The sequence below is a fragment of the Enterobacter cloacae complex sp. IR5450 genome, assembly GCF_049238665.1.
GTDB lineage: Bacteria > Pseudomonadota > Gammaproteobacteria > Enterobacterales > Enterobacteriaceae > Enterobacter > Enterobacter hormaechei_C.
Map to the genome: position 1 here is coordinate 28,251 of NZ_JBMKIC010000033.1, position 25,639 is coordinate 53,889.

The 25,639-nt window shown below is 55.6% G+C and carries 22 protein-coding genes; 11 read left to right on the top strand and 11 right to left on the bottom strand.

Annotated features, from left to right (window positions below):
- Positions 1 to 18: 18 nt before the first annotated feature.
- Genes ACOTYB_RS20110 through ACOTYB_RS20125 form a run of 4 tightly spaced genes read right to left on the bottom strand, consistent with a single transcriptional unit; the run spans position 19 to position 4,244 of the window.
- Complete coding sequence (locus ACOTYB_RS20110; RefSeq protein WP_003862832.1) at positions 19 to 1,305, bottom strand: ABC transporter substrate-binding protein; 1,287 nt, start codon at positions 1,303 to 1,305, stop codon at positions 19 to 21.
- Positions 1,306 to 1,318: 13 nt separating this feature from the next.
- Positions 1,319 to 2,446 carry an ABC transporter ATP-binding protein gene (locus ACOTYB_RS20115; RefSeq protein WP_421765873.1) on the bottom strand — a complete coding sequence of 376 codons (1,128 nt, stop codon included), beginning with the start codon at positions 2,444 to 2,446 and terminating at the stop codon, positions 1,319 to 1,321.
- A gap of 12 nt (positions 2,447 to 2,458) precedes the next feature.
- A complete protein-coding gene (locus tag ACOTYB_RS20120; RefSeq protein ID WP_003862827.1) occupies positions 2,459 to 3,361 on the bottom strand; it encodes a carbohydrate ABC transporter permease in 903 nt (300 codons plus the stop codon).
- Positions 3,354 to 4,244 carry a carbohydrate ABC transporter permease gene (locus ACOTYB_RS20125; protein ID WP_003862825.1) on the bottom strand — a complete coding sequence of 297 codons (891 nt, stop codon included), beginning with the start codon at positions 4,242 to 4,244 and terminating at the stop codon, positions 3,354 to 3,356. The genes ACOTYB_RS20120 and ACOTYB_RS20125 overlap by 8 nt, the downstream gene beginning before the upstream one ends.
- Before the next feature lie 544 nt (positions 4,245 to 4,788).
- On the opposite strand from ACOTYB_RS20125, the gene wzz(fepE) reads away from it, so the two are divergent.
- Positions 4,789 to 5,925, top strand: coding sequence for an LPS O-antigen length regulator Wzz(fepE) (gene wzz(fepE) / locus ACOTYB_RS20130; protein ID WP_220153317.1), 1,137 nt, complete (start codon positions 4,789 to 4,791; stop codon positions 5,923 to 5,925).
- Positions 5,926 to 5,958: 33 nt separating this feature from the next.
- Here wzz(fepE) and ACOTYB_RS20135 read toward each other — a convergent pair whose 3' ends face one another.
- A complete protein-coding gene (locus ACOTYB_RS20135) occupies positions 5,959 to 6,282 on the bottom strand; it encodes a cupin domain-containing protein (protein ID WP_003862821.1) in 324 nt (107 codons plus the stop codon).
- Positions 6,283 to 6,417: 135 nt separating this feature from the next.
- Between ACOTYB_RS20135 and ACOTYB_RS20140 the strand changes: the two genes are divergently transcribed.
- Entirely contained in the window at positions 6,418 to 7,110 is a 693-nt protein-coding gene (locus ACOTYB_RS20140) for an aspartate/glutamate racemase (RefSeq protein ID WP_023323698.1), read from the top strand.
- Here the strand turns inward: ACOTYB_RS20140 and ACOTYB_RS20145 are convergent.
- On the bottom strand, positions 7,105 to 8,031 hold the full coding sequence (locus ACOTYB_RS20145) for a LysR family transcriptional regulator (RefSeq protein WP_058647795.1): 927 nt from the start codon (positions 8,029 to 8,031) through the stop codon (positions 7,105 to 7,107). The two genes, ACOTYB_RS20140 and ACOTYB_RS20145, sit on opposite strands and share 6 nt — an antisense overlap.
- Before the next feature lie 120 nt (positions 8,032 to 8,151).
- Between ACOTYB_RS20145 and lysA the strand changes: the two genes are divergently transcribed.
- On the top strand, positions 8,152 to 9,414 hold the full coding sequence (gene lysA / locus ACOTYB_RS20150) for a diaminopimelate decarboxylase (protein WP_003862815.1): 1,263 nt from the start codon (positions 8,152 to 8,154) through the stop codon (positions 9,412 to 9,414).
- On the opposite strand, the gene ACOTYB_RS20155 is transcribed toward lysA, so the two are convergent.
- Complete coding sequence (locus ACOTYB_RS20155; protein ID WP_003862814.1) at positions 9,384 to 10,421, bottom strand: LacI family DNA-binding transcriptional regulator; 1,038 nt, start codon at positions 10,419 to 10,421, stop codon at positions 9,384 to 9,386. The genes lysA and ACOTYB_RS20155 overlap by 31 nt on opposite strands.
- Positions 10,422 to 10,720: 299 nt before the next feature.
- Between ACOTYB_RS20155 and ACOTYB_RS20160 the strand changes: the two genes are divergently transcribed.
- The 4 genes from ACOTYB_RS20160 (at position 10,721) to ACOTYB_RS20175 (ending at position 14,806) form a co-directional block, all read left to right on the top strand.
- Positions 10,721 to 12,046 carry a PTS sugar transporter subunit IIC gene (locus ACOTYB_RS20160; protein WP_421765874.1) on the top strand — a complete coding sequence of 442 codons (1,326 nt, stop codon included), beginning with the start codon at positions 10,721 to 10,723 and terminating at the stop codon, positions 12,044 to 12,046.
- A gap of 7 nt (positions 12,047 to 12,053) precedes the next feature.
- Entirely contained in the window at positions 12,054 to 13,481 is a 1,428-nt protein-coding gene (locus ACOTYB_RS20165; RefSeq protein WP_126524528.1) for a glycoside hydrolase family 1 protein, read from the top strand.
- 78 nt (positions 13,482 to 13,559) lie between these two features.
- The gene (locus ACOTYB_RS20170) at positions 13,560 to 14,333 is read left to right on the top strand and encodes a GntR family transcriptional regulator (protein ID WP_003862809.1); all 774 of its coding nucleotides are present in this window, start codon (positions 13,560 to 13,562) and stop codon (positions 14,331 to 14,333) included.
- Complete coding sequence (locus ACOTYB_RS20175) at positions 14,330 to 14,806, top strand: GNAT family N-acetyltransferase (protein WP_023306858.1); 477 nt, start codon at positions 14,330 to 14,332, stop codon at positions 14,804 to 14,806. Before ACOTYB_RS20170 ends, ACOTYB_RS20175 begins: the two co-directional genes overlap by 4 nt.
- On the opposite strand, the gene galR is transcribed toward ACOTYB_RS20175, so the two are convergent.
- Positions 14,761 to 15,783, bottom strand: a complete 1,023-nt coding sequence (gene galR, locus ACOTYB_RS20180; RefSeq protein ID WP_126524526.1) for an HTH-type transcriptional regulator GalR — start codon at positions 15,781 to 15,783, stop codon at positions 14,761 to 14,763. The two genes, ACOTYB_RS20175 and galR, sit on opposite strands and share 46 nt — an antisense overlap.
- Positions 15,784 to 16,400: 617 nt before the next feature.
- Between galR and aas the strand changes: the two genes are divergently transcribed.
- Both aas and lplT read left to right on the top strand, forming a co-directional pair.
- Complete coding sequence (gene aas / locus ACOTYB_RS20185) at positions 16,401 to 18,560, top strand: bifunctional acyl-ACP--phospholipid O-acyltransferase/long-chain-fatty-acid--ACP ligase (RefSeq protein ID WP_023314771.1); 2,160 nt, start codon at positions 16,401 to 16,403, stop codon at positions 18,558 to 18,560.
- The gene (gene lplT / locus ACOTYB_RS20190; RefSeq protein WP_003862801.1) at positions 18,553 to 19,746 is read left to right on the top strand and encodes a lysophospholipid transporter LplT; all 1,194 of its coding nucleotides are present in this window, start codon (positions 18,553 to 18,555) and stop codon (positions 19,744 to 19,746) included. Before aas ends, lplT begins: the two co-directional genes overlap by 8 nt.
- 93 nt (positions 19,747 to 19,839) lie before the next feature.
- On the opposite strand, the gene ACOTYB_RS20195 is transcribed toward lplT, so the two are convergent.
- The 3 genes from ACOTYB_RS20195 to mutH all read right to left on the bottom strand — a co-directional run bounded on the left by ACOTYB_RS20195 (position 19,840) and on the right by mutH (position 22,052).
- Positions 19,840 to 20,880, bottom strand: a complete 1,041-nt coding sequence (locus tag ACOTYB_RS20195) for an NADP(H)-dependent aldo-keto reductase (RefSeq protein WP_126524524.1) — start codon at positions 20,878 to 20,880, stop codon at positions 19,840 to 19,842.
- Between the two features lie 132 nt (positions 20,881 to 21,012).
- Positions 21,013 to 21,231: a YgdI/YgdR family lipoprotein gene (locus ACOTYB_RS20200; RefSeq protein WP_003862794.1), complete on the bottom strand. Its 219-nt coding sequence runs from the start codon at positions 21,229 to 21,231 to the stop codon at positions 21,013 to 21,015.
- Positions 21,232 to 21,359: 128 nt separating this feature from the next.
- Positions 21,360 to 22,052, bottom strand: coding sequence for a DNA mismatch repair endonuclease MutH (gene mutH / locus ACOTYB_RS20205; protein ID WP_003862792.1), 693 nt, complete (start codon positions 22,050 to 22,052; stop codon positions 21,360 to 21,362).
- Between the two features lie 683 nt (positions 22,053 to 22,735).
- Between mutH and rppH the strand changes: the two genes are divergently transcribed.
- Positions 22,736 to 23,266 carry an RNA pyrophosphohydrolase gene (gene rppH, locus ACOTYB_RS20210; RefSeq protein ID WP_003862791.1) on the top strand — a complete coding sequence of 177 codons (531 nt, stop codon included), beginning with the start codon at positions 22,736 to 22,738 and terminating at the stop codon, positions 23,264 to 23,266.
- 12 nt (positions 23,267 to 23,278) lie between these two features.
- Positions 23,279 to 25,525 (top strand): phosphoenolpyruvate--protein phosphotransferase, encoded by a 2,247-nt coding sequence (ptsP, locus tag ACOTYB_RS20215; protein ID WP_045894997.1) that lies wholly within the window; start codon positions 23,279 to 23,281, stop codon positions 25,523 to 25,525.
- Positions 25,526 to 25,639: the final 114 nt, after the last annotated feature.

The following is a 25,639-nucleotide window of genomic DNA, read 5'->3' on the forward strand; positions in this document are numbered from 1 at the left end:
CGCCACCCGGCTTTGTTTTTACCGCATCGCACGTCTCAAAATACGCTCCGCCTGACGCTGGAAGTCAGCGGCCGTCTCTTCCACGGTTTTCTGCCCGTAGTCGATATACTGCAAAGAGGTACCGAACTGCGCCACAATCTGTGGGTCGTCAAAGTATGGCGAGACGGTGAGTTTCGCCGGCAGCGACTGCGCCAGGCGCAGGCCCGCCACGGAAGGATCGTCCTCTTTAATGGTGCCGTCTTCGGTCAGATACTGCACCGCCACTTTGCTCAGCGGCACGCCGCGCTCAAGACCCAGCGTATCGACCCCTTCTTTGCTGTTGAGCAGGAAGTTAATCAGCTTCGCTGCCGCCTCCGGGTTTTTGGTCGTCTTACCAATCGACAGCATCTGCGCCGGTTTGAAGAACAGACCTGCGTCGGTGGCGCCCGGCAGCATTGGGTAGTTGCCCAGCTCCAGTTTCGCCGGTGGCTTCAGGTTGTCGGAATATTTGTTGATGGTGGAGTTCCACATGTAGGTGCCGCCCCATTCACCCTGGATCCACGGCTTCATCTCATACATGTTGCTCTTACCGAACGAGGCATAGTATTTGGTGTCCGGCATGACGTGGCTGTCGATCAGCTTTTTGTAGGTCTGGAAAAACTCTACCCACTGTTCCTTTGTGTAGCTGAACTTTTTGGTTTTCTCATCCACCGCAGGAATGTTGTACTTCTGGATCATGTACGAATTCAGCAGCGCCAGCGTATCCTGATGCTCCAGGATCACCGGATAGTATTGCTTGCCGAGCTTGCTCTCGAAGGTTTTACCGGCCGCCATCAGCTCGTCCCAGGTTTTCGGGTACGCAATACCCGCTTTTTTCCAGGTTTCGTCATTGAAGTAGAACACGCGCGCCGTCACCGAGATCGGAATGCCGTTCAGCTTGCCGTCCACGGTGGTGGTTTGCAGCTCTTTGGGATCGAACTGCGACAGGTCAATCACGTCCTTCATCTTGTTCAGATCGTAGAAGCCGTCACCGGTTTTCGAGAAGATCGGCAGCCAGTTCCAGTTCGTCTGCATTACGTCCGGCTCGGTGCCGCCCGCAATCTGGGTGGTCAGACGGGAGAGGTGACCATCCCAGCCGGTGTATTCCGCTTTCACGTTGATGTCCGGGTTCTGCTTATGGAACTCTTCCAGCGCTTTCAGGGTGACCTGGTGACGGCCGTTGCCGCCCCACCAGGACATCCGTAAATCCACATTCTGCGCCATCGATGGCAAAGCGGTAAGACCCAGGGTCGCGGAGATTGCTGCGCTTAAAAGCACTTTTTTCATTTTTATCACTCCATCAGAGAGAGAGGTTCTGTTCAGTTTTTGCGTCAAAAATATGACACTTGTTCATCTCAAACGTGAAATACACCTTACGATGAAGCCCCTTATCAATCATTGGCTTAGCTTCATCGGACGGGATTCGGGCGGTCAGTTCGTAGTCCGCGACCTTCAGGTACACAAAGAATTCGTGGCCCATGTTCTCAACGCGCACCATCTCCCCGCTACAGCCGCCGTTCGGGAAGGGCTCATCAGAGAGCGACACAAATTCCGGACGCACGCCGTAGTAAATCTCCTGACCCGCGTAGGCCGCGACTTTCTCCTGCTTCTCCGCGTTCAGCGGCATGGTTTCATCGCCAATGGCGATGTGCAGCTGGCCCGCTTTTTCGACCAGCACGCTTTTACGTATATTCATCTCCGGCGCGCCGATAAAGCCCGCCACGAACATGTTCCTCGGCTTGTAGTAGAGGTTGTCCGGCGTATCCACCTGCATGATATGGCCGAGCTTCATCACGCAGATGCGGTCGCCCATGGTCATCGCTTCGGTCTGGTCGTGTGTCACGTAAACGGTGGTCGCCGGTTTTCCTGACTTCTTCAGTTGCTTATGCAGGTCGGAAATACGAATACGCATCGAAGCGCGCAGTTTGGCGTCGAGGTTTGAAAGCGGCTCATCGAACAGGAACACATCCGGTTTTTTCACAATCGCACGGCCTACCGCCACGCGCTGCGCCTGGCCGCCGGAAAGCTGGCGCGGCAGGCGGTCGAGCAGCTCTTCCAGTTCAAGAATTTTGGCAGCTTCATTCACCTGAGACTCAATCTGATCTTTCGGCAGTTTGCTCAGCTTGAGACCAAAGGCCAGATTCTCGCGCACCGTCATGTGCGGATAGAGGGCATAGTTCTGGAACACCATTGCAATACCGCGCTCTTTCGGCGCGAGGTTGTTCACGATCTTGTCGCCAATGCGCACCTCGCCGCCGCTGATGGTTTCGAGCCCCGCCAGCATGCGCAGGGTCGTGGATTTGGCGCAGCCGGATGGGCCGACGATCACCATGAATTCCCCTTCAGCAATTTTAAGATCGATAGCGTGTACCGCTTTAAAGCCGTTGGAGTAGACCTTTTCCAGCTTGTTGAAAATAACTTCAGCCATGGTATTTCCCTCTTAACCTTTAATTCCGCTGCTGGTGACGCCCTGTACGAAGTAGCGCTGTGCCAGGAAGAAGACAATGATGGATGGCAGAATGGAGATGCTCGCCATTGCCAGAATTTCGTTCCACGGCGCGCCTTCGGTGACATCGATGGACATTTTCAGCGCCAGTGCGATGGGGTATTTATCCACGCTGTAGACGTAAATCAGCGGCCCGATAAAGTCGTTCATGGACCACATGAACTGGAACAGGGCGACGGAGATAATGGCCGGTTTCAGGATCGGCACTACCACGTACCACAGCACCTGAATGGAGTTACAGCCGTCAATCTGCGCCGCCTCTTCCATGTCACGCGGGACGCCGCGCAGGAACTGGATCAGCATGAAGACGAAGAACCCCTGAGTGGCGAAGGCCAGCGGCAGGTACAGCGGCATATAGCTGTTAAGCATGCCCATTTCACGGAACATCAGGTACTGCGGGATCAGCAGCACGGTGCTGGGCAGCAGCATGGTGGTGATGAGCGTGGCGAACCAGAACTTCTTCCACGGGATCTCGAAGCGGGCAAAGCCGTACGCCACGATGGTGGAGGAGATAATGGTCAGGATCACTTTCGGGATCACATACTTAAAGGTGTTCAGCATGTAATGGCCGAAGTTGTACTCGGTGCCGGTTTTCCAGCCGTTTACGAAACCATCCCAGGTGGCGTGGGCAGGCCACAGGCTCAGTGTGGTGAAGATCTCGTGGTTCGGTTTGAACGACGCGGAGAACATCCACACCAGCGGGTAAAGCATCAGCAGGCCGACAACCAGCAGAATCACATAGCGAACGGAGGCGTTGATTTTCTCTCTGCGCAGCGTGCGGGCCACTTCGCGTTCGGCGACGCTTCTTGCCGTGGAGAGTTGTTGAATATCAGCCATTTTTGCCTCCTTTATCGGCGGAGTAGAACACCCAGTATTTCGACGACTTAAAGGCGATACCGGCGAAGACGGCCACCACCAGGAACAGGATCCACGCCAGCGCCGCGCCATAGCCCATATCGAAATACTTAAAGGCGGTGTCGTAGATGTAGAGCGAGAACAGATAGGTCGAATAGGTTGGCCCGCCGCCGGTAATCACGTACGGCCCGGTAAATTCCTGGAACGCCTGCGTGGTCTGCATGATGAAGTTGAAGAAGATCACCGGCGTAATCAGTGGCACGGTCACCTTCATGAACATCTGCCATTTCGATGCGCCATCGATCATTGCCGCTTCATACTGGGACTGCGGTACGTTTTGCAGCGCGGCCAGGAAGATGACCATCGCGGAACCGAACTGCCAGACGCGCAGCAGGGTAACGGACATCAGCGCCAGCGACGGCTCGCCCAGCCAGTTCACCGGATCAAAGCCAAAAACGCCGATAAAGCTGTTCAGCAGGCCATCGATGGCAAATAAGGCGCGCCACAATACGGCAATGGCGACGGAGCTGCCGAGGATCGACGGAATATAGTAGGCCGTTCGGAAAAAGCCGATGCCGCGTAATTTAAAGTTCAGGACAAAGGCAATTCCTAATGCAAAGGCGAGCTTTAGCGGGATGGTTAAAAATACATAGGCAAAGGTCACGCCCATGGATTTCCAGAAGAGCGTGTCTTCGGTAAACATGTAGCGATAGTTTTCGATGCCGTTAAACACCGGCGGACTCATCAAATCGTAATCCGTAAAGCTGAGGAAAAACGATGAGACGAAGGGGAATGCCGTAAAGAGTATCAGCCCGATGATATAGGGTGATATCCATGCGAGCCCCAGCAGCTTGTTTTCATTCATACATACCTACCTGGCAATCAATGGTTTAATACGAAATCTGCTTTGTTACATTTTCCCAGGCCTGCGATGCGCGGCATGGGAGCTGAAATTCAGGGTGCAACGTCTGGCAACGGCAAAACCTACGTTTGTTTTTTAACGCTTTTTTGTCTTTCGTCGTGGTGTAAGCGCTTCGGGTTTCAAAAGAGCTGAACCGGTGTTCTTGGATACTAAAACATCGTTTTATTTTATATTATTGCGATTTATTTCTGCGTCATTCGCTTAATGGTGGAAATGTGATCAGCGTCGAAACGCTGTTTCAATATAGTGAGGGAGGTGGCATTTTTGACTTTCCACGGACGTTCGCCGCGGCCCATGAGGAAGAGATAATGAAGCAAAAGGGGAGCAGGAATAACAATAGTCACGCAGCGTGGCTAACTACCAGATCTGATAGCAGGTCTACAGATATACCAATTCGTCATTCAGATAATTCTTACATTCTTGTATGATTTGTTACACCGGAACCAGTCAGGCAGAATTTCACTGCATCCTTAAAAGAAGAACAGTTATGTCAGCGATGGATTTCAAAAAACATACGGATCTCAATTTTCCTCACTATGCTCCCCCGGCGGTCAGCGCTAAAGAAATAGATCTTCTGGGTCTGCTGGACGTCCTGCTGGCAGCAAAAAAACGCATCATCACCATTGTCTTTGCATTTGCACTGGTCGGCCTGGCAATCGCCTTTCTGATACCGCAAAAATGGACCAGTAAAGCGGTCATTACGCCCGCGGAACAGACGCAGTGGAGTTCGCTGCGCCAGATGATGGTGGCGCTCCAGGTGCTTGATGTCGACGAGAAAATTACCCGTGCGGATGTGTTTAATCTGTTTATCAAAAAGTTTCAGTCCCAGTCTCTGCTTGAAGAGTACATGAAGAGCTCACCTTACGTGATGGCTCAGCTCGATGGCGCTGAGGTTGACCCGCTGGAGCTGCACCGCGCGGTGGTCAATATTGCCGAAAAGATGAAGGCTGTTGATAACACGCAGGAAAAAAATGCCGATAAAGCACCATACCTCTCCTGGACGTTAAGCTTCACAGCCCCAACGGCAGAGGATGCGCAGAAAGTGTTGAATGGTTACATTCAGTACATCTCCCGCATCGTCGAGCAGGAGACCATGCAAAACATTCGCGATCAGCTGATCCTGAGAACCAAAACGGTACAGCAGCAGCTGGAGTTGGATCGGGTCCGTCTGACCAATATCCACAATACCAACCTGCAACGCCTGAACTACTCGCTGGAAGTGGCGAACGCGGCTGGGATCAAAAAGCCGGTTTACAGCAATGGACAGGCGGTGAAAGACGATCCGGATTATTCCGTCGCCCTCGGTGCGGACGGGATTGCGCAGAAATTGCAGATTGAAAAAAATCTCAAGGACGTTTCTGAGCTGAACGCCGATTTCCAGAACCGCGAATACTATCTGGCACAGCTGCAAAAACTCTCCTTCGAAGATGTGAGCCTGGAGCCGTTCAAATACCAGCTTTCACCTTCTATGCCGGTGAAAAAAGATGGCCCGGGCAAAGCCCTCATCGTGCTGCTGGCGTGTATTCTGGGTGGACTGTTCGCCTGTGGCAGCGTGCTGCTGCGCGAGGCTATGAGCACCCGCAACCCGCTGCCGGAACAACTTCCTGAGCCGGTAACGGAATAACATCAAAAAAGGCGCTCAACTGAGCGCCTTTTTTTATTTCAGGAAATCTTCGCGTACCGGCGTAAAGGTATCCAGCAGGGTGCCGGGTTTCAGGCAAACGCAGCCGTGCATCACGTGCGGCGCTTTATAGAGGGTGTCGCCCGCGGTCACCACATGCTTCTCCTCGCCAATGGTGAACTCAAATTCCCCCGAGAGAACGTAGGTGAGTTGCTCATGCGGGTGGTTATGCATCGGGCCAATCGCGCCTTCCTCGAAATTCACTTCCACCGCCATCATCCTGCCGTCGTGCGCCAGAATACGACGCGTCACGCCGTTGCCCAGATCCTCAAGCGTGGTCTCTTTATGGAAAATAAACATATTTTCGCCCTGTTATGTAATGAAACATTGTTTCAATTAACTTATCTCACCCGCCGAGAAAAGGAAACGTTTAGCCAAATAACTGGAAAGGCGATCACAAGTTTGCTTCACTGGGTGAAACGCACAGGAGGAAAGATGAAAACGATCGGTCTGTTAGGGGGCATGAGCTGGGAATCAACGATCCCGTACTACCGCCTGATTAATGAAGGCGTTAAACAGCGTATGGGCGGTCTGCATTCGGCCAGCCTGCTGCTGCACAGCGTGGATTTCCATGAAATAGAAGCCTGCCAGTCGAGCGGGGAGTGGGACAAAGCGGGGCAGATACTGGCGGACGCCGCGCTCGGGCTGGAGCGTGCGGGCGCGCAGGGTATTCTGCTGTGTACCAACACCATGCATAAGGTGGCGTCGCACATTGAAGACCGCTGTTCGCTGCCGTTCTTACATATCGCGGATGCCACCGGGCGTGCCATACGTACCGCCGGCATGACGCGCGTGGCGCTGCTGGGGACGCGCTACACCATGGAACAGGATTTTTACCGCGGGCGGCTGAGCAGCCAGTTCGGGATTGAAAGCCTGATCCCGGAGGAGGCTGACCGGGCGCGCATTAACCAGATTATTTTTGATGAGCTGTGTCTGGGCACCTTCAGCGAAGCTTCGCGCGCCTGGTACGTCAGCGTGATAGAGAAACTGGCGCAGCAGGGAGCGGAAGGGGTCATCTTCGGCTGTACCGAAATCGGTCTGCTGGTGCCGGCAGACCGAAGCCCGATACCGGTCTTCGATACCGCCGCCATCCATGCCGCGGATGCGGTGGAGTTTATGCTGTCATAAAGGTTTTTGCAGGGCAGGTAAGCGAAGCGCCACCTGACGCGCGTGCGCAATCAGATGTTCACTAAAGGCATCAACCAGCGCTGAGGCGGGCCGGTGCAGCGGGCGGATCAGGCTCACGGTAAAGGGAACGGAAACGCTAAAACGGCGCAGAACCACACCGCTGCTGGCGTAGTCCATGGCCGTGAGCGGGTTCACCACCGAAATACCCACGCCCGCGCGCACCATCGCGCAAATTGACGCCGCACTGTGCGTTTCCATCACCATCCGCCGCTTCACCTGATGTTCGGCAAACAGGCCATCCAGAAGCTGCCGGTAGCTGTCGGTCTGCGACAGGCTGATATAGTTCTCACCGTGAAAATCCGCCGGTGTCAGCACCGTTTTGTGGGCAAGCGGGTGGCTGGCAGGCAGCACGCAGACCTCATCCAGCGACAGCAGCTCCGTGCGTTCCGTTCCCGCTGGCGTGACGAGGGTTTCAGTCAGACCCAGATCGTGGCGCTGGGCCGAAAGCCACTCCTCCAGCAGCGGCGACTCCTGCGGCACGATGGTCAGGCTGACCTCCGGATAGCGGGCCAGAAACGGCTGTAACAGTACCGGCAGGAATGACTGGGAAAAGACCGGCAGGCAGACGATGGACAGTTCGCCCTGGCGGAACTCCCTCAGGCTCTCTGCCGCGCTCACGATCCTGTCCAGCCCGTACCAGGAGCGCTGAACCTCCTCAAACAGACGTAAACCCTGCACCGTTGGATGCAGCCTGCCGCGGGTGCGTTCAAACAGCTTCAGCCCCAGCACTTTCTCAAAACGCGCCAGCTCGCGGCTGACCGTCGGCTGCGAGGTGTGCAGCATGTGCGCGGCTTCAGTGAGATTGCCGGTGGTCATCACCGCATGAAAAATCTCGATATGGCGTAGGTTAACGGCGGGCATAGGGCACCTGATGGCTGAATGTGTTCCATATCATTTTTGCATAGACTCACGATAAAACGATATTTTTTATTCTCTTCAGGCTATGGCGTAATGATAAAAAACAGATTTCCGGAGACGACCATGCCACGCCCGCTCAACCAGACCGAAACCGATTTAAACGCCGATAACCTGCTGCGCCTGCCTGCCGAATTCGGCTGTCCGGTGTGGGTTTACGATGCGCAGATTGTCCGCGAGAAAATCGCCGCGCTGCATCAGTTTGACGTGGTGCGTTTTGCGCAGAAGGCCTGCTCCAATATTCATATTCTGCGCCTGATGCGCGAGCAGGGCGTGAAGGTTGACTCCGTATCGCTGGGTGAGATCGAACGTGCGCTGGCGGCCGGGTTTGATCCGAAAGCCGACAGCGACGCGATCGTCTTCACCGCTGACCTGATAGACGACGCCACGCTGGCGCGCGTGCACGAGCTGCAAATCCCGGTCAATGCTGGTTCGGTGGATATGCTGGAACAGCTTGGGCAGGTCTCTCCTGGCCATCGCGTCTGGCTGCGCGTCAACCCGGGCTTTGGTCACGGCCACAGTCAGAAAACCAACACCGGGGGCGAAAACAGTAAACACGGGATCTGGTATGCCGATATGCCTGCGGCGCTGGAGGTTTTACAACGCTACAACCTCAAGCTGGTGGGCATTCACATGCATATCGGGTCCGGCGTGGATTATGGCCATCTTGAGCAGGTCTGTGGCGCAATGGTGCGTCAGGTTATCGATTTTGGTCAGGATCTGGAGGCGATCTCCGCCGGGGGAGGGCTTTCGATCCCTTACCGCGAAGGAGAAGAGGCGATCGACACGGATCACTATTACGGCCTGTGGAGCGCCGCGCGTGACAGGATCGCTGCCCATCTGGGCCATGCGGTGAAGCTGGAGATTGAGCCGGGTCGTTTCCTGGTCGCCGAAGCTGGCGTGCTGGTGGCGCAGGTGCGGAGCGTGAAGGAGATGGGAAGCCGTCACTTTGTGCTGATTGATGCTGGCTTCAACGACCTGATGCGCCCGTCCATGTACGGCAGCTATCATCACATTACCGCGCTTGCCGCCGATGGCCGCGATCTGGTCAACGCGCCGCGCATCGAGACCGTTGTTGCCGGCCCGCTGTGTGAATCCGGTGACGTCTTTACTCAGCAGGAAGGCGGGAAAGTCGAAACCCGTTCGCTGCCAGAGGTAAAACCGGGAGATTATCTGGTGCTGCATGATACCGGTGCGTACGGGGCGTCTATGTCTTCCAACTACAATAGCCGCCCGCTGCTGCCGGAAGTGCTGTTTGATAACGGCGTGGCGCGGCTGATTCGCCGTCGCCAGACCATTCAGGAGCTGCTGGCGTTAGAGCTGGTCTGATTAAACCACGGCCCTGTTGTCACCGAATCGCGTAACACCAGCGTGCCGGTGAACGGCGGGATCGCTTCAACCGGCTGGTTTTTTGCCAGCCGGATCGCCTGGTCGATTGCCGTGACGATCATGTTGTCGATCGGCAAATATACCGACGACAGGGCAGGCTCCAGCCACTTTGCGCTGGGGGCATCGTCAAAACCAAACAGCGAAATATCCTGCGGGATCTTCAGCCCGGCCTGGTGTAATGCTTTGGAGGCGCCCAGGGCCATATCATCATTACAGGCAAACAGGGCGCTGAACGATGTCTTTTCCGCAATCAGCTCCTTGCACAGCTCGTAACCCCGCGTCATGCCTGCATCGCCGTATTTAATCCGCCGCTCGTCGAGACGAATACCGTGCTTCTCCAGCGCCTTACGGTAGCCCATCAGCCGCGCTTTACCCGTTGGGGTGTGGATCGGGACGGTGATACAGGCGATCTCCCGATGACCCTGGCTTATCAGGTAATCCACCGCTTTGAAGGCCGCGTCCTGCTGTTCAAAGAAGACGCAGCGATCCGCCGCCTGGCTCACTTCACGGTTAATGATCACCAGCGGCGTCTGCACGCTGTTGATCAGCTTCAGGATCGTCTTTTCGCTCATGTATCGCGTGTACAGCACGATGGCGTCGCACTTGCGGTCGGCGAGCATCTGCACCGCCTGTTCTTCCTGTTCAGGGGCGTCGTGACCGTCGGTAACAATCAGCTGTTTTCCGTGCTTTTCGGTCTGCCGTGACGCCTGCTGTAGCAAACGACCAAAGTAAAAACCGTCGAACGTCGAGACGACAAGACCAATGCTGTTGCTGGTCTGGTTAGCCAGCGAACGCGCGAGAAAGTTCGGACGATAGCCCAGCTCCTCCATCGCGCGAAATACCTGCTGACGCGTGCTCTCTTTAACCTGACCTGTGCCGTTCAGCACGCGCGAAACGGTGGCCTTCGACACGCCCGCACGCAGTGAGACATCCAGCATTGTTGCCATTCGAAATTCCTGTTTCCACGTAATGGTTTGCAGTTTAACACAGACCATCCGGCGCATAAGCGACGTGGTAAGGGCAAAACCCCATAACGATCACGCTTTTCGGTAACGATCCTCGCCAGCGGGATAAATGCCTGTCATTGGCATGCCAAAATGGTGATAAATCGCAATCTGGAATACCTCTTACCTCATTGAGAGCTTAATCACAGAACAAAGCGCCTGTGGGCGCTATTTTTGGCATACCAATAGTATCCGGCTGTCCATCTTATTCAATAAAAGCCCTTTTACTGAGGTATTACCCTATGGCATTTCAGGAAAAACTGATCGACGCTCTGGGCAGTTTTGCCACCACCTTCAACAGCTATCGTTATATCCAGGCGATCAAGTCTGCGTTTATTACCTTAATGCCGGTCATCATTGTGGGGGCGTTCTCGGTACTGATCTCCAATATGGTGCTGGATCCGAAAAACGGCCTGGCGAGCTTTCAGTCGCTGTCGTTTCTGGCGGCGTTAAAGCCGATCACCAGCGCGCTCAACTATGCCACGCTTAACTTTCTCAACATCGGTGCGGTGTTTTTAATCGGCATTGAGCTGGGGCGTATTAACGGCATTAAGTCCCTGTTCCCCGGCCTGCTGGCGGTGATCTGCTTTATCTGCGTGACGCCAACCACGGTGGAAATGCTGGTGGACGGCGAGATGCACGTGGTGAAAGACGTGCTGCTGCGCCAGTTCTCCGATACCCGCAGCCTGTTCCTCGGCATGTTTATCGCCATCCTGTCAGTGGAGATTTACTGCTGGCTGGAAAACCGCAAGGGGCTGAAAATCAGGATGCCGGACACGGTGCCGCCGAACGTCGTCGCGTCGTTCTCTGCGCTGATCCCGGCCATTATCACCACCACCGCCATCGCCACCTTTGGCTTCGTGTTTCATCAGATTACCGGCATGTATCTCTACGACGCGGTTTACCAGGTGGTGCAACAGCCGCTGGAGCGCGTGGTGCAAAGCCTGCCGGGGATCCTGCTGCTGATGTTTGTCGCCCAGCTGTTCTGGGTGATTGGTATTCACGGCAACCAGATGATCAAGCCGATCCGCGAGCCGCTGTTGCTGGGGGCAATCACCGTTAACATGAGCGCGTTCGAGCAGGGCAAAGAGGTGCCAAACATCATCACCATGCCGTTCTGGGACGTCTATATGAGCATCGGCGGCTCCGGCCTGACCATCGGCCTGCTGATCGCCGTCATGATTGCCACCAAACGTAAAGAGATGAAGGAGATCGCTAAGCTCTCCATCGGCCCGGGTATTTTTAACATCAACGAGCCGGTGATCTTCGGGATGCCAATCATGCTCAACCCGATCCTGGCTATCCCGTTCATCATCACGCCGCTGGTGACGGGCTCGATTGGCTACTTTGCCACGGTGACCGGATTTGCCAGGAAAGCCGTGGTGATGGTGCCCTGGACCACGCCGCCGCTGATCAACGCCTGGCTGTCAACCGCGGGCTCCATGGGGGCGGTGATCACCCAGTTTATCTGCATCGTGACCGCGGTGATTATCTATCTGCCGTTTGTGAAAATTGCCTCACGCCGCGCAGAGCAGGCCGCGCTGCAACAAGCCACCGATAACGCATGAGGACCGGATGAGCATAAAACAGATAACTATACCGCAGGATTTTATGCTGGGCGCGGCGGCATCGGCCTGGCAGACCGAGGGCTGGAGCGGCAAAAAGCCGGGGCAGGATTCGTGGATCGATCTCTGGTACAAGAACGATCGTCACGTCTGGCACAACGGCTATGGCCCGGCGGTGGCAACCGACTTTATTAATCGCTTCCGTGAAGACGTGGCGCTGATGAAGCAGGCGGGCCTGACGCACTATCGCACCTCGATCAACTGGTCGCGCTTTTTAACCGACTATGAAAACGCCACCGTAGATGAAGAGTACGCCGCCTATTACTACGCGCTGTTCGATGAAATGCACCGTCAGGGCATTGAGCCGATGATCTGCCTGGAACACTACGAATTGCCGGGCGTGCTGCTGGAAACCTACGGCGGCTGGGCGTCGAAGCACGTCGTCGAGCTGTTCGTTCGCTATGCGGAAAAAGTGTTTGAGCGCTTTCACGGCAAAGTCACCCGCTGGTTTACCTTCAACGAGCCGATTGTGGTCCAGACGCGCGTCTACCTTGACGCACTGCGCTGGCCCTATGAGCAGAACACCAGCACCTGGATGCAGTGGAACCACCATAAAGTGCTGGCGACGGCGAAAGTGGTGAAGCTGTTTCGCGAGAAAGGGTATGACGGCTCAGTGGGTTGTATTCTTAACCCGGAAGTGACCTATCCACGCTCGCGCGCACCGCATGACGAGCGAGCGGCAGAGATGTACGATCTGTTCTACAACCGCGTCTTTCTCGACCCACTGGTGCACGGGCGCTATCCGCAGGCGCTCTTTACCCTGCTGGCGCAGCATCAGGTGCAGTGGGACTACACGGCTGACGAGCTGGCGCTGATTGCCGACAACACCGTCGACGAGCTGGGCATTAACCTCTATTACCCGCATCGCGTCAAAGCCCCGTCCCGCGCCTGGCACCCGGAGACGCCGTTCCACCCGGCGTATTACTACGAGCCGTTCGAGCTGCCGGGGCGGAGGATGAACACCTCCCGCGGCTGGGAGATCTTCCCGCGCATTATTTACGACATGGCGATGCGGATTAAAAACGACTATCGCAACATTGACTGGTTTGTAGCGGAAAGCGGGATGGGTGTGGAGAACGAAGCGCAGTTTCGCAATCGCGACGGCATTATCGATGACGCGTACCGCATCGCGTTTATCAGCGAACATCTCTACTACACGCTGCTGGCGCGGGAGGCGGGGGCAAACTGTCACGGCTATATGCTGTGGGCCTTCACCGACAATGTCTCGCCGATGAACGCGTTTAAAAACCGCTACGGGCTGATTGAGATCGACCTTGAAAATCAACGCACACGGCGGGCAAAGAAATCGGCGTCCTGGTTCCGCCAGCTGCGCGATGAGCGTGTGCTGACGCTCAGTGTTGACGATGAATGGAAGTAAGCCTTCTGGTAAAATAGTGCACAAACTGGCCGGGAGGACGTCCGGCCCGCGCATTAACTGAAAAACACAGGTGAAAACGTGGATAAGGCTGTCATCCTGCCGGAAAAAAAACAGTACCAGGAGATTGGCGAGGATTTACGGGCGCAGATTATCCAGGGGCATTATCCCGTGGGATCGCGTCTGCCGCCGGAGCGCAACATCGCCGAGACGTATGGCGTGAGCCGCACTATTGTGCGCGAGGCGCTGCTGATGCTTGAGCTTCAGGGGACGGTGGATATTCGCCAGGGGTCTGGCGTGTACGTGATGCGCATTCCGGAGGAGCATGAAAACGAGGAAGAGCGTTTTCTGAACAGTGACGTGGGGCCGTTTGAAATTCTCCAGGCGCGTCAGCTGCTTGAAAGCAACATTGCCGCCTTTGCCGCAAAAATGGCGACGCGGGCGGATATCGACAACCTGCGCCGCATCATCGAGCAGGAGCAACGGGCGATTGCCGCCGACGATCGCAGCCAGGACAACAACAAAATGTTCCACCTTGTACTGGCGGGGGCCACACAAAACCAGATGCTGCTGGCGACCGTTGAAAGCGTCTGGCATCACATGGACAGCAGCCCACTGTGGCAGCAATTCAACGGCCACATCGCCAGCCGCGCATGGCGGCTGAAATGGCTCGGCGACAGGCAAACCATTCTCGCTGCGCTCCGCCGCCGCGACGTGATGGGGGCGTGGCAGGCTATGTTCCAGCATCTTGAAAACGTCAAAAAGAGCCTGCTTGAGCTGTCAGACGAAGACGCACCCGATTTCGACGGCTACCTCTTCGAATCGGTCCCTCTTTTCCAGGGAAAGCTGGTGTGAATATACTGCCGCTTCACGCTGCGCCGCAGTTTACACAGCAGGTGATCGACTGGATCTGGAACGCGTTTGGTGAAGGTATGCCGCGTGCCTTTTTCCAGAGCATTGTCGAGCACAGCCTGACGCCGGGCGAGTTACCGCTCACCTTTATTGCCGTTGAGGATGACCAGCTGCTGGGCACCGTTGGGTTGTGGCGTTGCGATTTAATTTCCCGACAGGATCTCCACCCCTGGCTGGCTGCGCTGTATGTCGATGAAGCCGCCCGGGGAAACGGGCTGGCGGGAAAACTTCAGCAGCATGTTATCGGCTACGCGCGACGCGCCGGGTATCACGAGCTTCATCTCTGGTCTGCCTGCCGCGACTTCTACGAACGTTACGGCTGGCACTACATCGGCGATGCGCTGGAATACCCGGATAAAACCGTCCATCTCTATCGCTGTTCGCTCACGGCTTCCGCGGGCGATACCACCGAGTGACGGCGCACTAAGGTTGGGCTGAACAGGTGGGTAATTTCCGGTGGCGGGCGATGCCCGGCCAGCGCTAACGCCAGTTCTGCCGCCTGCGTTGCCATGGTTACAATCGGGTAACGCACGGTGGTCAGGCGAGGGCGCACATAGCGCGACACCAGCACATCATCAAAGCCAATCAGCGAAATTTCTGCCGGGACGTCAATCCCGTTATCATTCAGCACGCCCATTGCGCCGGCGGCCATGGAGTCGTTATAGCTGGCCACGGCGGTGAAATTCCGCCCGCGTCCCAGCAGCTCGGTCATCGCCTGCTCGCCGCCGCTCTCATCCGGTTCTCCGTACGCCACAAGACGATCGTTGCAGGGCAGACCGGCTTCGCGCAGCGCGTCGTAATAGCCCTGAAGGCGATCTTCCGCATCGGAAATTGGGTGGTTGGAGCACAGATAACCAATTCGGGTATGGCCCTGCTGGATCAGGTGACGGGTTGCGAGCCATGCGCCGTAACGGTCGTCGAGCGCCACGCAGCGGGTTTCAAAACCGGGAATAATACGGTTGATAATCACCATCCCCGGCATCTGTTTCATCAGATGGATCAGCTCGGCGTCGGGGATCATTTTGGCATGGACCACCAGTGCCGCACAGCGATGACGGATCAGCTGCTCAATGGCCTGGCGCTCTTTCTGTTCATTGTGGTAGCCATTACCAATCAGCAGGAAATTTCCGGTGTGATAAGAGACTTGTTCTACGGCTTTGACCATCGCACCGAAAAACGGATCGGATACATCCCCGACCACCAGCCCGATGGTTTCTGTCGACTGCTGGGCAAGGGCGCGCGCGTTGGCGTTAGGGTGATAATTCAGGTTTTCCATGGCGTCCTGCACGGCCTGTCGCGATGCATCACTCGCTTTAGGGGAGTTGTTGATTACGCGGGAGACGGTCGCGACGGAAACACCGGCCAGACGAGCCACATCCTTAATTGTCGCCATTCAATACCTTCTTATAGGGGTAAGCGTTTACACACTAACTAGTGTTGCGGAAAAGCGGCGCGCATTCAAGGGGAGCGGGTGAGCGTCCTCTGCAAACGTGAAGCAGAACATCCCTCGCGGTGTAATCGTTACACGGCCAGTCATGTCTGAATAATGGTAATCTGAACCTTTAGTTACACTTTGCCTCAGGCTGTTGCGATTGTCCGTTAGCAACGATGCGTTATGAATTGCTAGAGTCGAGATCCCAGAGGTATTGATAGGTGGAATCAACTTCGGTTGATTAACACGATTTACACCAACCTGCGTTTTACGCAGGTTTTTTTTTGCCTGTAAGTTCAACCTGTAACAGCAAAAGAGAATATTCACACCTGGTTGCACTTCGGCTCATTCCCTTGCGTTTTCCCGCTGGCGAAGCCTGTCGCCGGAGGCCACAATCAAGATCCCAGAGGTATTGATTGGTGAGAATTCCTGGTACGTTTTCGTACTCTTCTCTTGCACCAACCTGCGCGGATGCGCAGGTTTTTTTTCGCCTCTGTTTTTGCTATCGCTCCCTCACTACTTCTCGTGTAATCTGCCACCATTTATACCTTTCACACTGGCTGGCAAAGGGAGTTGAAATGCTTTTTGGGTTCTTCCGCACACTGTTTCGTGTCCTGTTTCGCATCCGCGTGACTGGCGATACGCAGGCACTCTATGGCGAGCGTGTTCTTATCACACCGAATCACGTCTCTTTTCTTGATGGCGTATTGCTGGCGCTGTTTTTGCCCGTGCGGCCCGTCTTCGCGGTGTACAGCTCCATCAGTGAAAAATGGTACATGCGCTGGCTCAAACCGCTGATTGATTTTGTCCCGCTCGATCCAACCAAACCGATGATGATTAAACATCTGGTGCGTCTGATTGGGCAGGGGCGTCCGGTGGTTATCTTCCCGGAAGGGCGGATTTCAGTGACGGGCTCCCTGATGAAAATTTACGATGGGGCCGGTTTTGTCGCGGCGAAGTCTCAGGCCACCGTCGTGCCGCTACGCATCGACGGGGCTGAGCTGACCTTTTTCAGCCGTCTGAAAGGGCTGGTGAAGCAGCGTCTGTTCCCGAAAATTACGCTGCATATATTACCGCCGACGTCACTGCCGATGCCCGAGGCGCCGCGTGCGCGCGACCGCCGTAAAATCGCCGGGGAAATGCTGCACCAGATTATGATGGAAGCGCGCATGGCCGTTCGCCCGCGCGAAACGCTGTATGAATCGTTGCTGTCGGCCCAGTATCGCTACGGTGCGAAGAAAAACTGCATCGAAGACATCAACTTTACGCCGGATACCTACCGTAAGCTGTTGACCAAAACGCTGTTTGTCGGGCGTATCCTGGAAAAATACAGCAAACAGGGTGAAAAGATCGGCCTGATGCTGCCAAACGCGGGTATCAGCGCGGCGGTGATCTTTGGTGCCGTCTCCCGGGGCCGCATTCCGGCGATGATGAACTACACGGCGGGCGTGAAAGGGCTCTCCAGCGCGATTACCGCGGCGCAAATCAACACCGTCTTTACCTCCCGCCAGTTCCTGGATAAAGGCAAGCTGTGGCACCTGCCGGAACAGCTGACGCAGGTGCGCTGGGTGTTCCTGGAAGATCTGAAAGCAGACGTCACGACCGCCGACAAGCTGTGGATTTTCGCGCACCTGCTGATGCCGCGTCTGGCGCAGGTTAAGCAGCAGCCGGAGGATGATGCCATTATCCTCTTTACCTCCGGCTCTGAAGGCAACCCGAAAGGTGTGGTTCACAGTCACAAAAGCATTCTGGCGAACGTCGAACAGATTAAAACCATTGCTGACTTTACCGCCAACGATCGCTTTATGTCGGCGCTGCCGCTGTTCCACTCATTTGGTCTGACCGTGGGGCTCTTTACGCCGCTGCTGACCGGTGCCGAGGTGTTCCTCTACCCAAGCCCGCTGCACTACCGCATTGTGCCGGAACTGGTTTATGACCGTAACTGCACGGTGCTGTTCGGGACGTCCACCTTCCTCGGAAACTACGCGCGCTTCGCCAACCCGTATGATTTCTTCCGCGTGCGCTACGTGGTGGCGGGGGCGGAAAAACTCCAGGACAGCACGCGCCAAATCTGGCAGGACAAGTTTGGCCTGCGCATTCTGGAAGGCTATGGCGTGACGGAGTGCGCGCCGGTGGTCTCCATCAACGTTCCGATGGCGGCAAAACCCGGAACGGTTGGCCGCATTCTGCCGGGGCTGGACGCGCGTCTGCTGGCGGTGCCGGGTATTGAAGACGGCGGACGTCTTCAGCTGAAAGGGCCGAACGTCATGAACGGCTATTTGCGTGTGGAAAACCCGGGGGTGCTTGAGGCGCCGACGGCTGAGAACGTCAATGGCGAGGTTGAAACGGGCTGGTACGACACGGGCGATATCGTGCGCTTCGACGATCAGGGCTTCGTGCAGATCCAGGGACGCGCAAAACGCTTCGCCAAAATCGCCGGGGAAATGGTCTCTCTTGAAATGGTCGAGACGCTGGCGACCGCAGTCTCAGCAGAGAAAATGCATGCGACCGTGGTGAAAAGTGATGCCAGTAAAGGCGAGGCGCTGGTGCTCTTCACGACAGACGGTGAACTGAAGCGTGACGCGCTGCTCAGGTATGCACGCGAACACGGTATCCCCGAGCTGGCGGTCCCCCGCGATATTCGTTACCTCAAACAGTTACCGGTGCTGGGCAGCGGTAAACCCGATTTCGTGACCCTGAAGGGCATGGTTGAAGAGGCGGAACAGCAAAATGCGTGAGTCAGTGCACACTAACACTTCAATCTGGTCGAAAGGCATGATGGCGGTTATCGCCGCCCAGTTTCTTTCTGCGTTCGGCGATAATGCGTTGCTGTTTGCCACGCTGGCATTGCTGAAAGCTGAGTTTTATCCCGACTGGAGCCAGCCGATCCTACAGATGGTGTTTGTGGGTGCTTACATCGTATTTGCGCCGTTTGTCGGCCAGGTGGCGGACAGCTTCCCGAAAGGTCGTGTCATGATGTTTGCCAACAGCCTTAAGCTTCTGGGCGCGGCAAGTATCTGCTTTGGTATCAACCCGTTTGTCGGCTACACACTGGTGGGCATTGGTGCGGCAGCCTACTCCCCGGCGAAGTACGGTATTCTGGGTGAGCTCACCACCGGTGATAAGCTGGTGAAGGCCAACGGCCTGATGGAGTCCTCCACCATTGCGGCTATTCTGCTGGGTTCGGTGGCGGGTGGCGTACTGGCAGACTGGCATGTGCTCGCCGCGCTTGGCATCTGCGCCCTGATGTACGGTGGCGCGGTGATCGCCAACCTGTTTATCCCCAAACTGGCCGTGGCGCGTCCGGGGCAATCCTGGCGCTTCGGGCCCATGACCGGCAGCTTCTTCAACGCCTGCCGCGTACTGTGGCGTAACGGTGAAACACGCTTCTCGCTGATGGGCACCAGCATGTTCTGGGGGGCCGGCGTTACGCTGCGTTTCCTGCTGGTGCTGTGGGTGCCGGTGGCGCTGGGCATTACTGACAACGCCACGCCGACTTATCTGAATGCCATGGTCGCCGTCGGGATTGTTGTCGGGGCCGGGGCTGCGGCAAAACTGGTGACGCTGGAAACCGTCGCGCGCTGCATGCCTGCGGGGATCCTGATTGGCGTCGGCGTTCTGTTCTTCTCCCTGCAACATGCCCTATTGCCTGCCTATGCCCTGCTGTTGCTGATCGGCATGTTAGGCGGTTTCTTTGTGGTGCCGCTAAACGCGCTGTTGCAGGAGCGCGGCAAGCAGACCGTTGGGGCGGGTAACGCCATTGCGGTGCAAAACCTTGGTGAAAACATGGCGATGTTACTGATGCTGGGGATTTACTCGCTGGCGGTAAAAGCAGGTGCGCCGGTCGTGGCAATCGGGGTAGGATTCGGCGCGCTGTTCGCGCTGGCGATTAGCGGGCTGTGGGTCTGGCAGCGTCGTCGTTGAATTGTGCTGCCTGATGCCCTCACCCCGGCCCTCTCCCACAGAGAGAGGGTGAAAACCCTAAAAACGGCAACGTGCGTTGCCGTTTTGCTTTTATTACGGTGCCGGGTAGGTATAAACCTGATGCACCGCTTCTATCTCCGCTAATACCTCTTCACTCAGGTTCAGATTGAAACTCTCAATATTGGTTTTCAACTGATCCATCGTCGTTGCGCCGAGCAGGGTACTCGCCACAAACGGCTGACGACGCACGAAGGCCAGCGCCATCTGCGCCGGATCGAGTCCGTGGCGTTTCGCGATATCCACGTAGGCCGCAACGGCTTTTTGCGTCTGCTCGCCGCTATAGCGGGTGAAGCGGCTGAAAAGCGTGTTACGCGCGCCAGCCGGTTTCGCGCCGTTCAGGTATTTGCCCGTCAGGGTACCGAAGCCCAGGCAGGAGTAGGCGAGCAGCTCCACCTCTTCGTACTGCGTCACCTCCGCCAGACCCACTTCATAACTGCGGTTCAGCAGGCTGTACGGGTTCTGAATGGTCACGATGCGCGGCAGATCGTGTTTATCGGCCAGATGCAGATAGCGCATCACGCCAAACGCCGTCTCGTTGGAAACGCCGATGTAGCGGATCTTACCCGTCCGCTGGCACTCCGTGAGCGCTTCCAGCGTTTCCAGCAGGGTAACGGCCGGAGCACTTTCGTTCCAGGTGTAGCCAAGCTTACCGAAGCAGTTCGTCGGACGCTGCGGCCAGTGCACCTGATAAAGATCGAGATAGTCGGTTTGCAGGCGCTTGAGGCTTGCATCCAGCGCCGCACGGATATTCTTGCGATCGAGGATCTGATTAGGGCGGATCCCGGCATCGTTATTACGGGAAGGTCCGCTGACTTTGGAGGCGATGACCAGCTTTTCGCGATTGCCGCGTTTCGCCAGCCAGTTGCCGACATACGTTTCAGTAAGACCTTGTGTTTCCGGGCGGGGAGGAACGGGGTACATCTCCGCCACGTCAATCAGGTTAATGCCCTGGCTGACGGCGTAATCGAGTTGTGCATGGGCATCGGCTTCGCTGTTTTGTTCACCAAATGTCATGGTGCCCAACCCCAGTTGGCTGATCTCCAGAGCGCTGTGGGGGATACGATGATAATGCATAGCCGGTTTCCTTTTTTAGACATACAGACTGCGTCAGGAGCCTCCCGACAAAGGAATATAAACATGGCAGAGGGAAGGCAAAAGGGGAAGGAAAAAATCAAAAAGGCCAGCAAGCTACTGACCTTTATCTGTTTAACGCTCGATGATCTGGGAGACTTCGTCGCGATTAATCTGCATTTGATTGCCTTCGCGATCGCGGTAACTCACCAGACCGGTATCGTCGTCGACTTCGGGTTTGCCATCGGTCAGGATCATACGACCATCTTTCGTTGACATGACATAGTCGCTGCTACAACCCGATACCGCAAACGCTAAACCGACTGCTGAGATAATTACTGCCCATTTTTTCATCGTTCTCATCCTCACCTGGCTCGTATCAAATCATAGTGTAGTAATAACCTGATATTACGACAGGTGAAAGGGGGGAAATCTTAAAAAGGAGGAGATTATGTTAGCCGGAGCGCAAAATTAGTAAAAAACTATGTTTTCAACAGGAAGTGGCGTGCCAGCAGTGCCCCGGTGAAATTCTTTTTAAGATAGAAACCGCGCGGCAGCGTCAGGATCGGTTCGCCCTGTGCGCCTACCGCTTCAGTGAGCGCTTTACTATTGGCGGCTTTAGGACGAAGTTGCAGCACTTCGCCATGCCGGGCGGTGATCCGCTCAACCTGTCCCAGCACAATCATGTCCATCAGCTCTTCCCAGTCCTGGGAAAGCAGTCTCTCCTCTTCATCATTCGGACTCCAGAGCAGCGGGGCGCCAACGCGACGCTCTGCCAGCGGGATCTGCCTGTCGCCCTCAACGGGTACCCACAACACCCGCTTCAGCTTATGCCTGACGTGGCTGGTTTCCCAGGTCACTCCGCTGTTACCCGTGAGCGGCGCAACGCAGACAAAGGTGGTTTCCAGCGGCCGCCCCTGGCTATCGATGGGGATCGTCTTCAGTTCCACCCCCAGCGCCGCAAAATCTTGTTCAGGTTTACTGCCCGCGCTTGCGCCCAGCCAGCGTTCCAGCAACACGCCGATCCAGCCCTTATCACGCTTTAGATCGTTGGGTATCGTCAACCCCGCCATCACGGCCAGCTCGCCCAGTGAATAGCCTGCCAGACGTTGCGCCTGCTGGAGCAACTGGGCTTCACTGACGGGAGGGGAGAGCAGTGGGGCGAGAGAATGCATACTAACAACCTTTTGATTAAAAAATGAGCTGATATTTTATCCCTTGTGGACAGAGTTTACCTTTTTCTGAGTGAATATCCCATGCGTATGATTTATTTCATCTTTTTTAGACTATAGCCCGTCGCGCCGCGGCTAAAAAACAGGTTGTGCAATTCTGGTCACTGACAATAAACAGGATCTTACACCATGTTATCCACAGAAAAATGGGATAACTGGGAATAACTGCCACTACTGTTTCAATTTACAGCCTTGACGTGCGATGAAAATCGAATTTTCACACAAATTGTGCCTAACTTATTGGCACAATCTGTGGATAAAACCGACGCTGTTCGATCTTTCATCAGCAGGAGGATCTTTGATGTGACGATCGTCACGTTAATCGCCTCTGGCACCCTTAATTCCAATCTAATATTATGAATTTAAATGATTTATTATTTGCAGGGTAAATTGGCGTTTCGTCGGGTTACAAGGTTGTTCATCGGTAATTCCGCACTTCTTCACAACTATATCCACAGAAAAGGTGAATAAAAATGGTCTCTGTCGCCCGCATCTGTTTATAACTCCTCACTAAATTGTGAGTTATTCAAATGTTATTAGGTTGCAGGCCTGTAAGAGAGTGGTTTACCACCTCCCTGTAGTGTGAAACAATCATTCATATATCAGATTTAGTTTGGGGTAGTCCGGTGATTGATGACGATGGCTACCGCCCAAACGTAGGAATAGTAATTTGTAATCGTCAGGGCCAAGTGATGTGGGCCCGGCGATATGGTCAGCACTCCTGGCAGTTCCCGCAAGGCGGGATCAATCCTGGAGAGTCCCCAGAACAAGCGATGTACCGGGAGCTGTTTGAAGAGGTTGGTTTAAGCCGAAAAGATGTTCGTATTCTGGCTTCGACCCGCAACTGGTTGCGTTACAAGTTACCGAAACGTTTGGTGCGTTGGGACACAAAGCCGGTTTGTATCGGCCAGAAACAGAAGTGGTTTCTTTTGCAGTTGGTGGGCAACGATTCAGATATCAATATGCAAACCAGCAGCACGCCAGAGTTTGATGGCTGGCGCTGGGTAAGCTACTGGTATCCGGTTCGTCAGGTCGTGTCATTTAAGCGCGATGTATATCGTAGGGTGATGAAAGAGTTCGCAAGTGTCGTGATGCAGCTTCAGGAGACGCCTCCGAAGCCACAGAGCGCACCTGCCTGGCGACGTAAAAGAGGTTAAGCTACGCAAATCATGCTCACCCGCTTGCGAGAAATAGTTGAAAAGGTTGCCAGTGCGCCTCGCCTCAACGAGGCGCTGAATATTCTGGTGACGGACATCTGTCTTGCGATGGAAACCGAGGTCTGTTCGGTCTACCTGGCCGATCATGACCGACGTTGCTACTACCTGATGGCAACCCGCGGTTTAAAAAAACCACGGGGACGCACCGTCACGCTCGCGTTTGATGAAGGTATTGTTGGCCTGGTCGGGCGACTGGCGGAGCCAATCAACCTTGCCGATGCGCAAAAACACCCCAGCTTCAAATATATCCCTTCCGTCAAAGAGGAGCGGTTCCGCGCTTTCCTTGGCGTGCCGATTATTCAGCGCCGCCAACTGCTTGGCGTGCTTGTTGTCCAGCAACGAGAGTTGCGGCAGTACGACGAAAGCGAGGAGTCTTTCCTCGTCACGCTGGCAACGCAGATGGCTGCTATCCTCTCCCAGTCTCAGCTGGCAGCTCTTTTTGGGCAGTATCGTCATACCCGCATCCGCGCGCTTCCGGCCTCGCCGGGCGTCGCGATTGCCGAAGGCTGGATGGATGCCACGCTCCCGCTGATGGAGCAGGTCTACGAAGCCTCGACGCTGGATGAAGCGCTTGAGCGCGAACGGCTTACCGCTGCGCTGGAAGAGGCGGCGAATGAGTTTCGTCGCTACAGCAAACGCTTTGCCGCTGGCGCGCAAAAAGAGACGGCGGCTATTTTCGATCTCTACTCACACCTGCTTTCCGATGCGCGTTTGCGTCGTGAGTTATTTGCCGAGGTCGATAAAGGGTCGGTGGCAGAATGGGCGGTTAAAAAGGTCATTGAAAAATTTGCTGAGCAGTTTGCGGTGCTGACTGACGGTTATCTGAAAGAGCGCGCCGGCGATTTACGCGCGCTTGGGCAACGTCTGCTGTTCCACCTCGATGATACTATTCAGGGGGCGAACGCCTGGCCGAACCGGTTTGTGCTGGTGGCCGATGAACTCTCAGCGACGACGCTGGCGGAATTACCGCAGGACAGGCTGGCGGGCGTGGTGGTGCGCGATGGCGCTGCTAACTCCCATGCCGCCATTATGGTGCGCGCGCTCGGTATTCCGACCGTGATGGGGGCGGATATTCAGCCCTCCGTACTGCATCGCCGTACGCTGGTGGTGGACGGATACCGCGGTGAGTTGCTGGTGGATCCTGAACCGGTTCTCCTTCAGGAGTACCAGCGTCTTATCAGCGAAGAGAATGAATTAAGCAAGCTGGCGGAAGATGACGTCAACCTGCCCGCGCAGCTCAAGGGCGGTGAGCGGGTGAAGGTGATGCTCAACGCTGGCTTAAGCCCCGAGCATGAAGAGAAGCTCGGCAGCCGCATCGATGGCATCGGCCTCTACCGCACTGAAATACCGTTTATGCTGCAAAGCGGCTTCCCGTCAGAAGAGGAGCAGGTGGCGCAGTATCAGGGCATGTTGCAGATGTTTAATGACAAACCCGTCACGTTGCGCACCCTGGACGTCGGCGCGGATAAGCAACTGCCCTATATGCCCATCAGTGAAGAGAATCCCTGCCTCGGCTGGCGTGGGATCCGCATAACCCTCGATCAGCCGGAAATCTTCCTTATCCAGGTTCGTGCCATGCTGCGTGCCAACGCGGCCACGGGGAATCTCAGCATTTTGCTGCCGATGGTCACCAGTATTGACGAGATCGACGAAGCGCGGCGGTTGATAGAACGTGCAGGGCGCGAAGTGGAAGAGATGATCGGCTATGCGATCCCTAAACCCCGTATCGGCGTGATGCTTGAAGTGCCTTCGATGGTCTTTATGTTGCCGCAGCTGGCGACCCGCGTTGATTTTATCTCCGTTGGTACCAACGACTTAACGCAATACATTCTGGCAGTCGATCGCAACAATACGCGTGTTGCCAGCATCTACGATAGCCTGCATCCGGCGATGCTTCGTGCCCTGGCGATGATCGCCCGCGAAGCCGAGCAGCATAATATCGACCTGCGCCTGTGCGGTGAAATGGCCGGCGATCCGATGTGCGTGGCGATCCTGATTGGTCTCGGTTTCCGTCACCTGTCAATGAACGGACGTTCCGTTGCGCGTGTGAAATACCTGTTACGTCACATCGAACAAGATGAGGCGCGCGAACTGGCCGCGCGTAGCCTGGAAGCACAGCTGGCAGCCGAAGTGCGCCATCAGGTGGCTGCGTTTATGGAGCGACGCGGCATGGGCGGTTTGATCCGCGGTGGCCGCTGATCCCCACAAAATAATGACTGCTCGGACGACCCCTCTCCCTTGAGGGCTGAGGGTTCCCCAGAAAAATGAAAAGCACGATGAAGTGTGATCTACTGGTTGCGCTAACAAATCAGA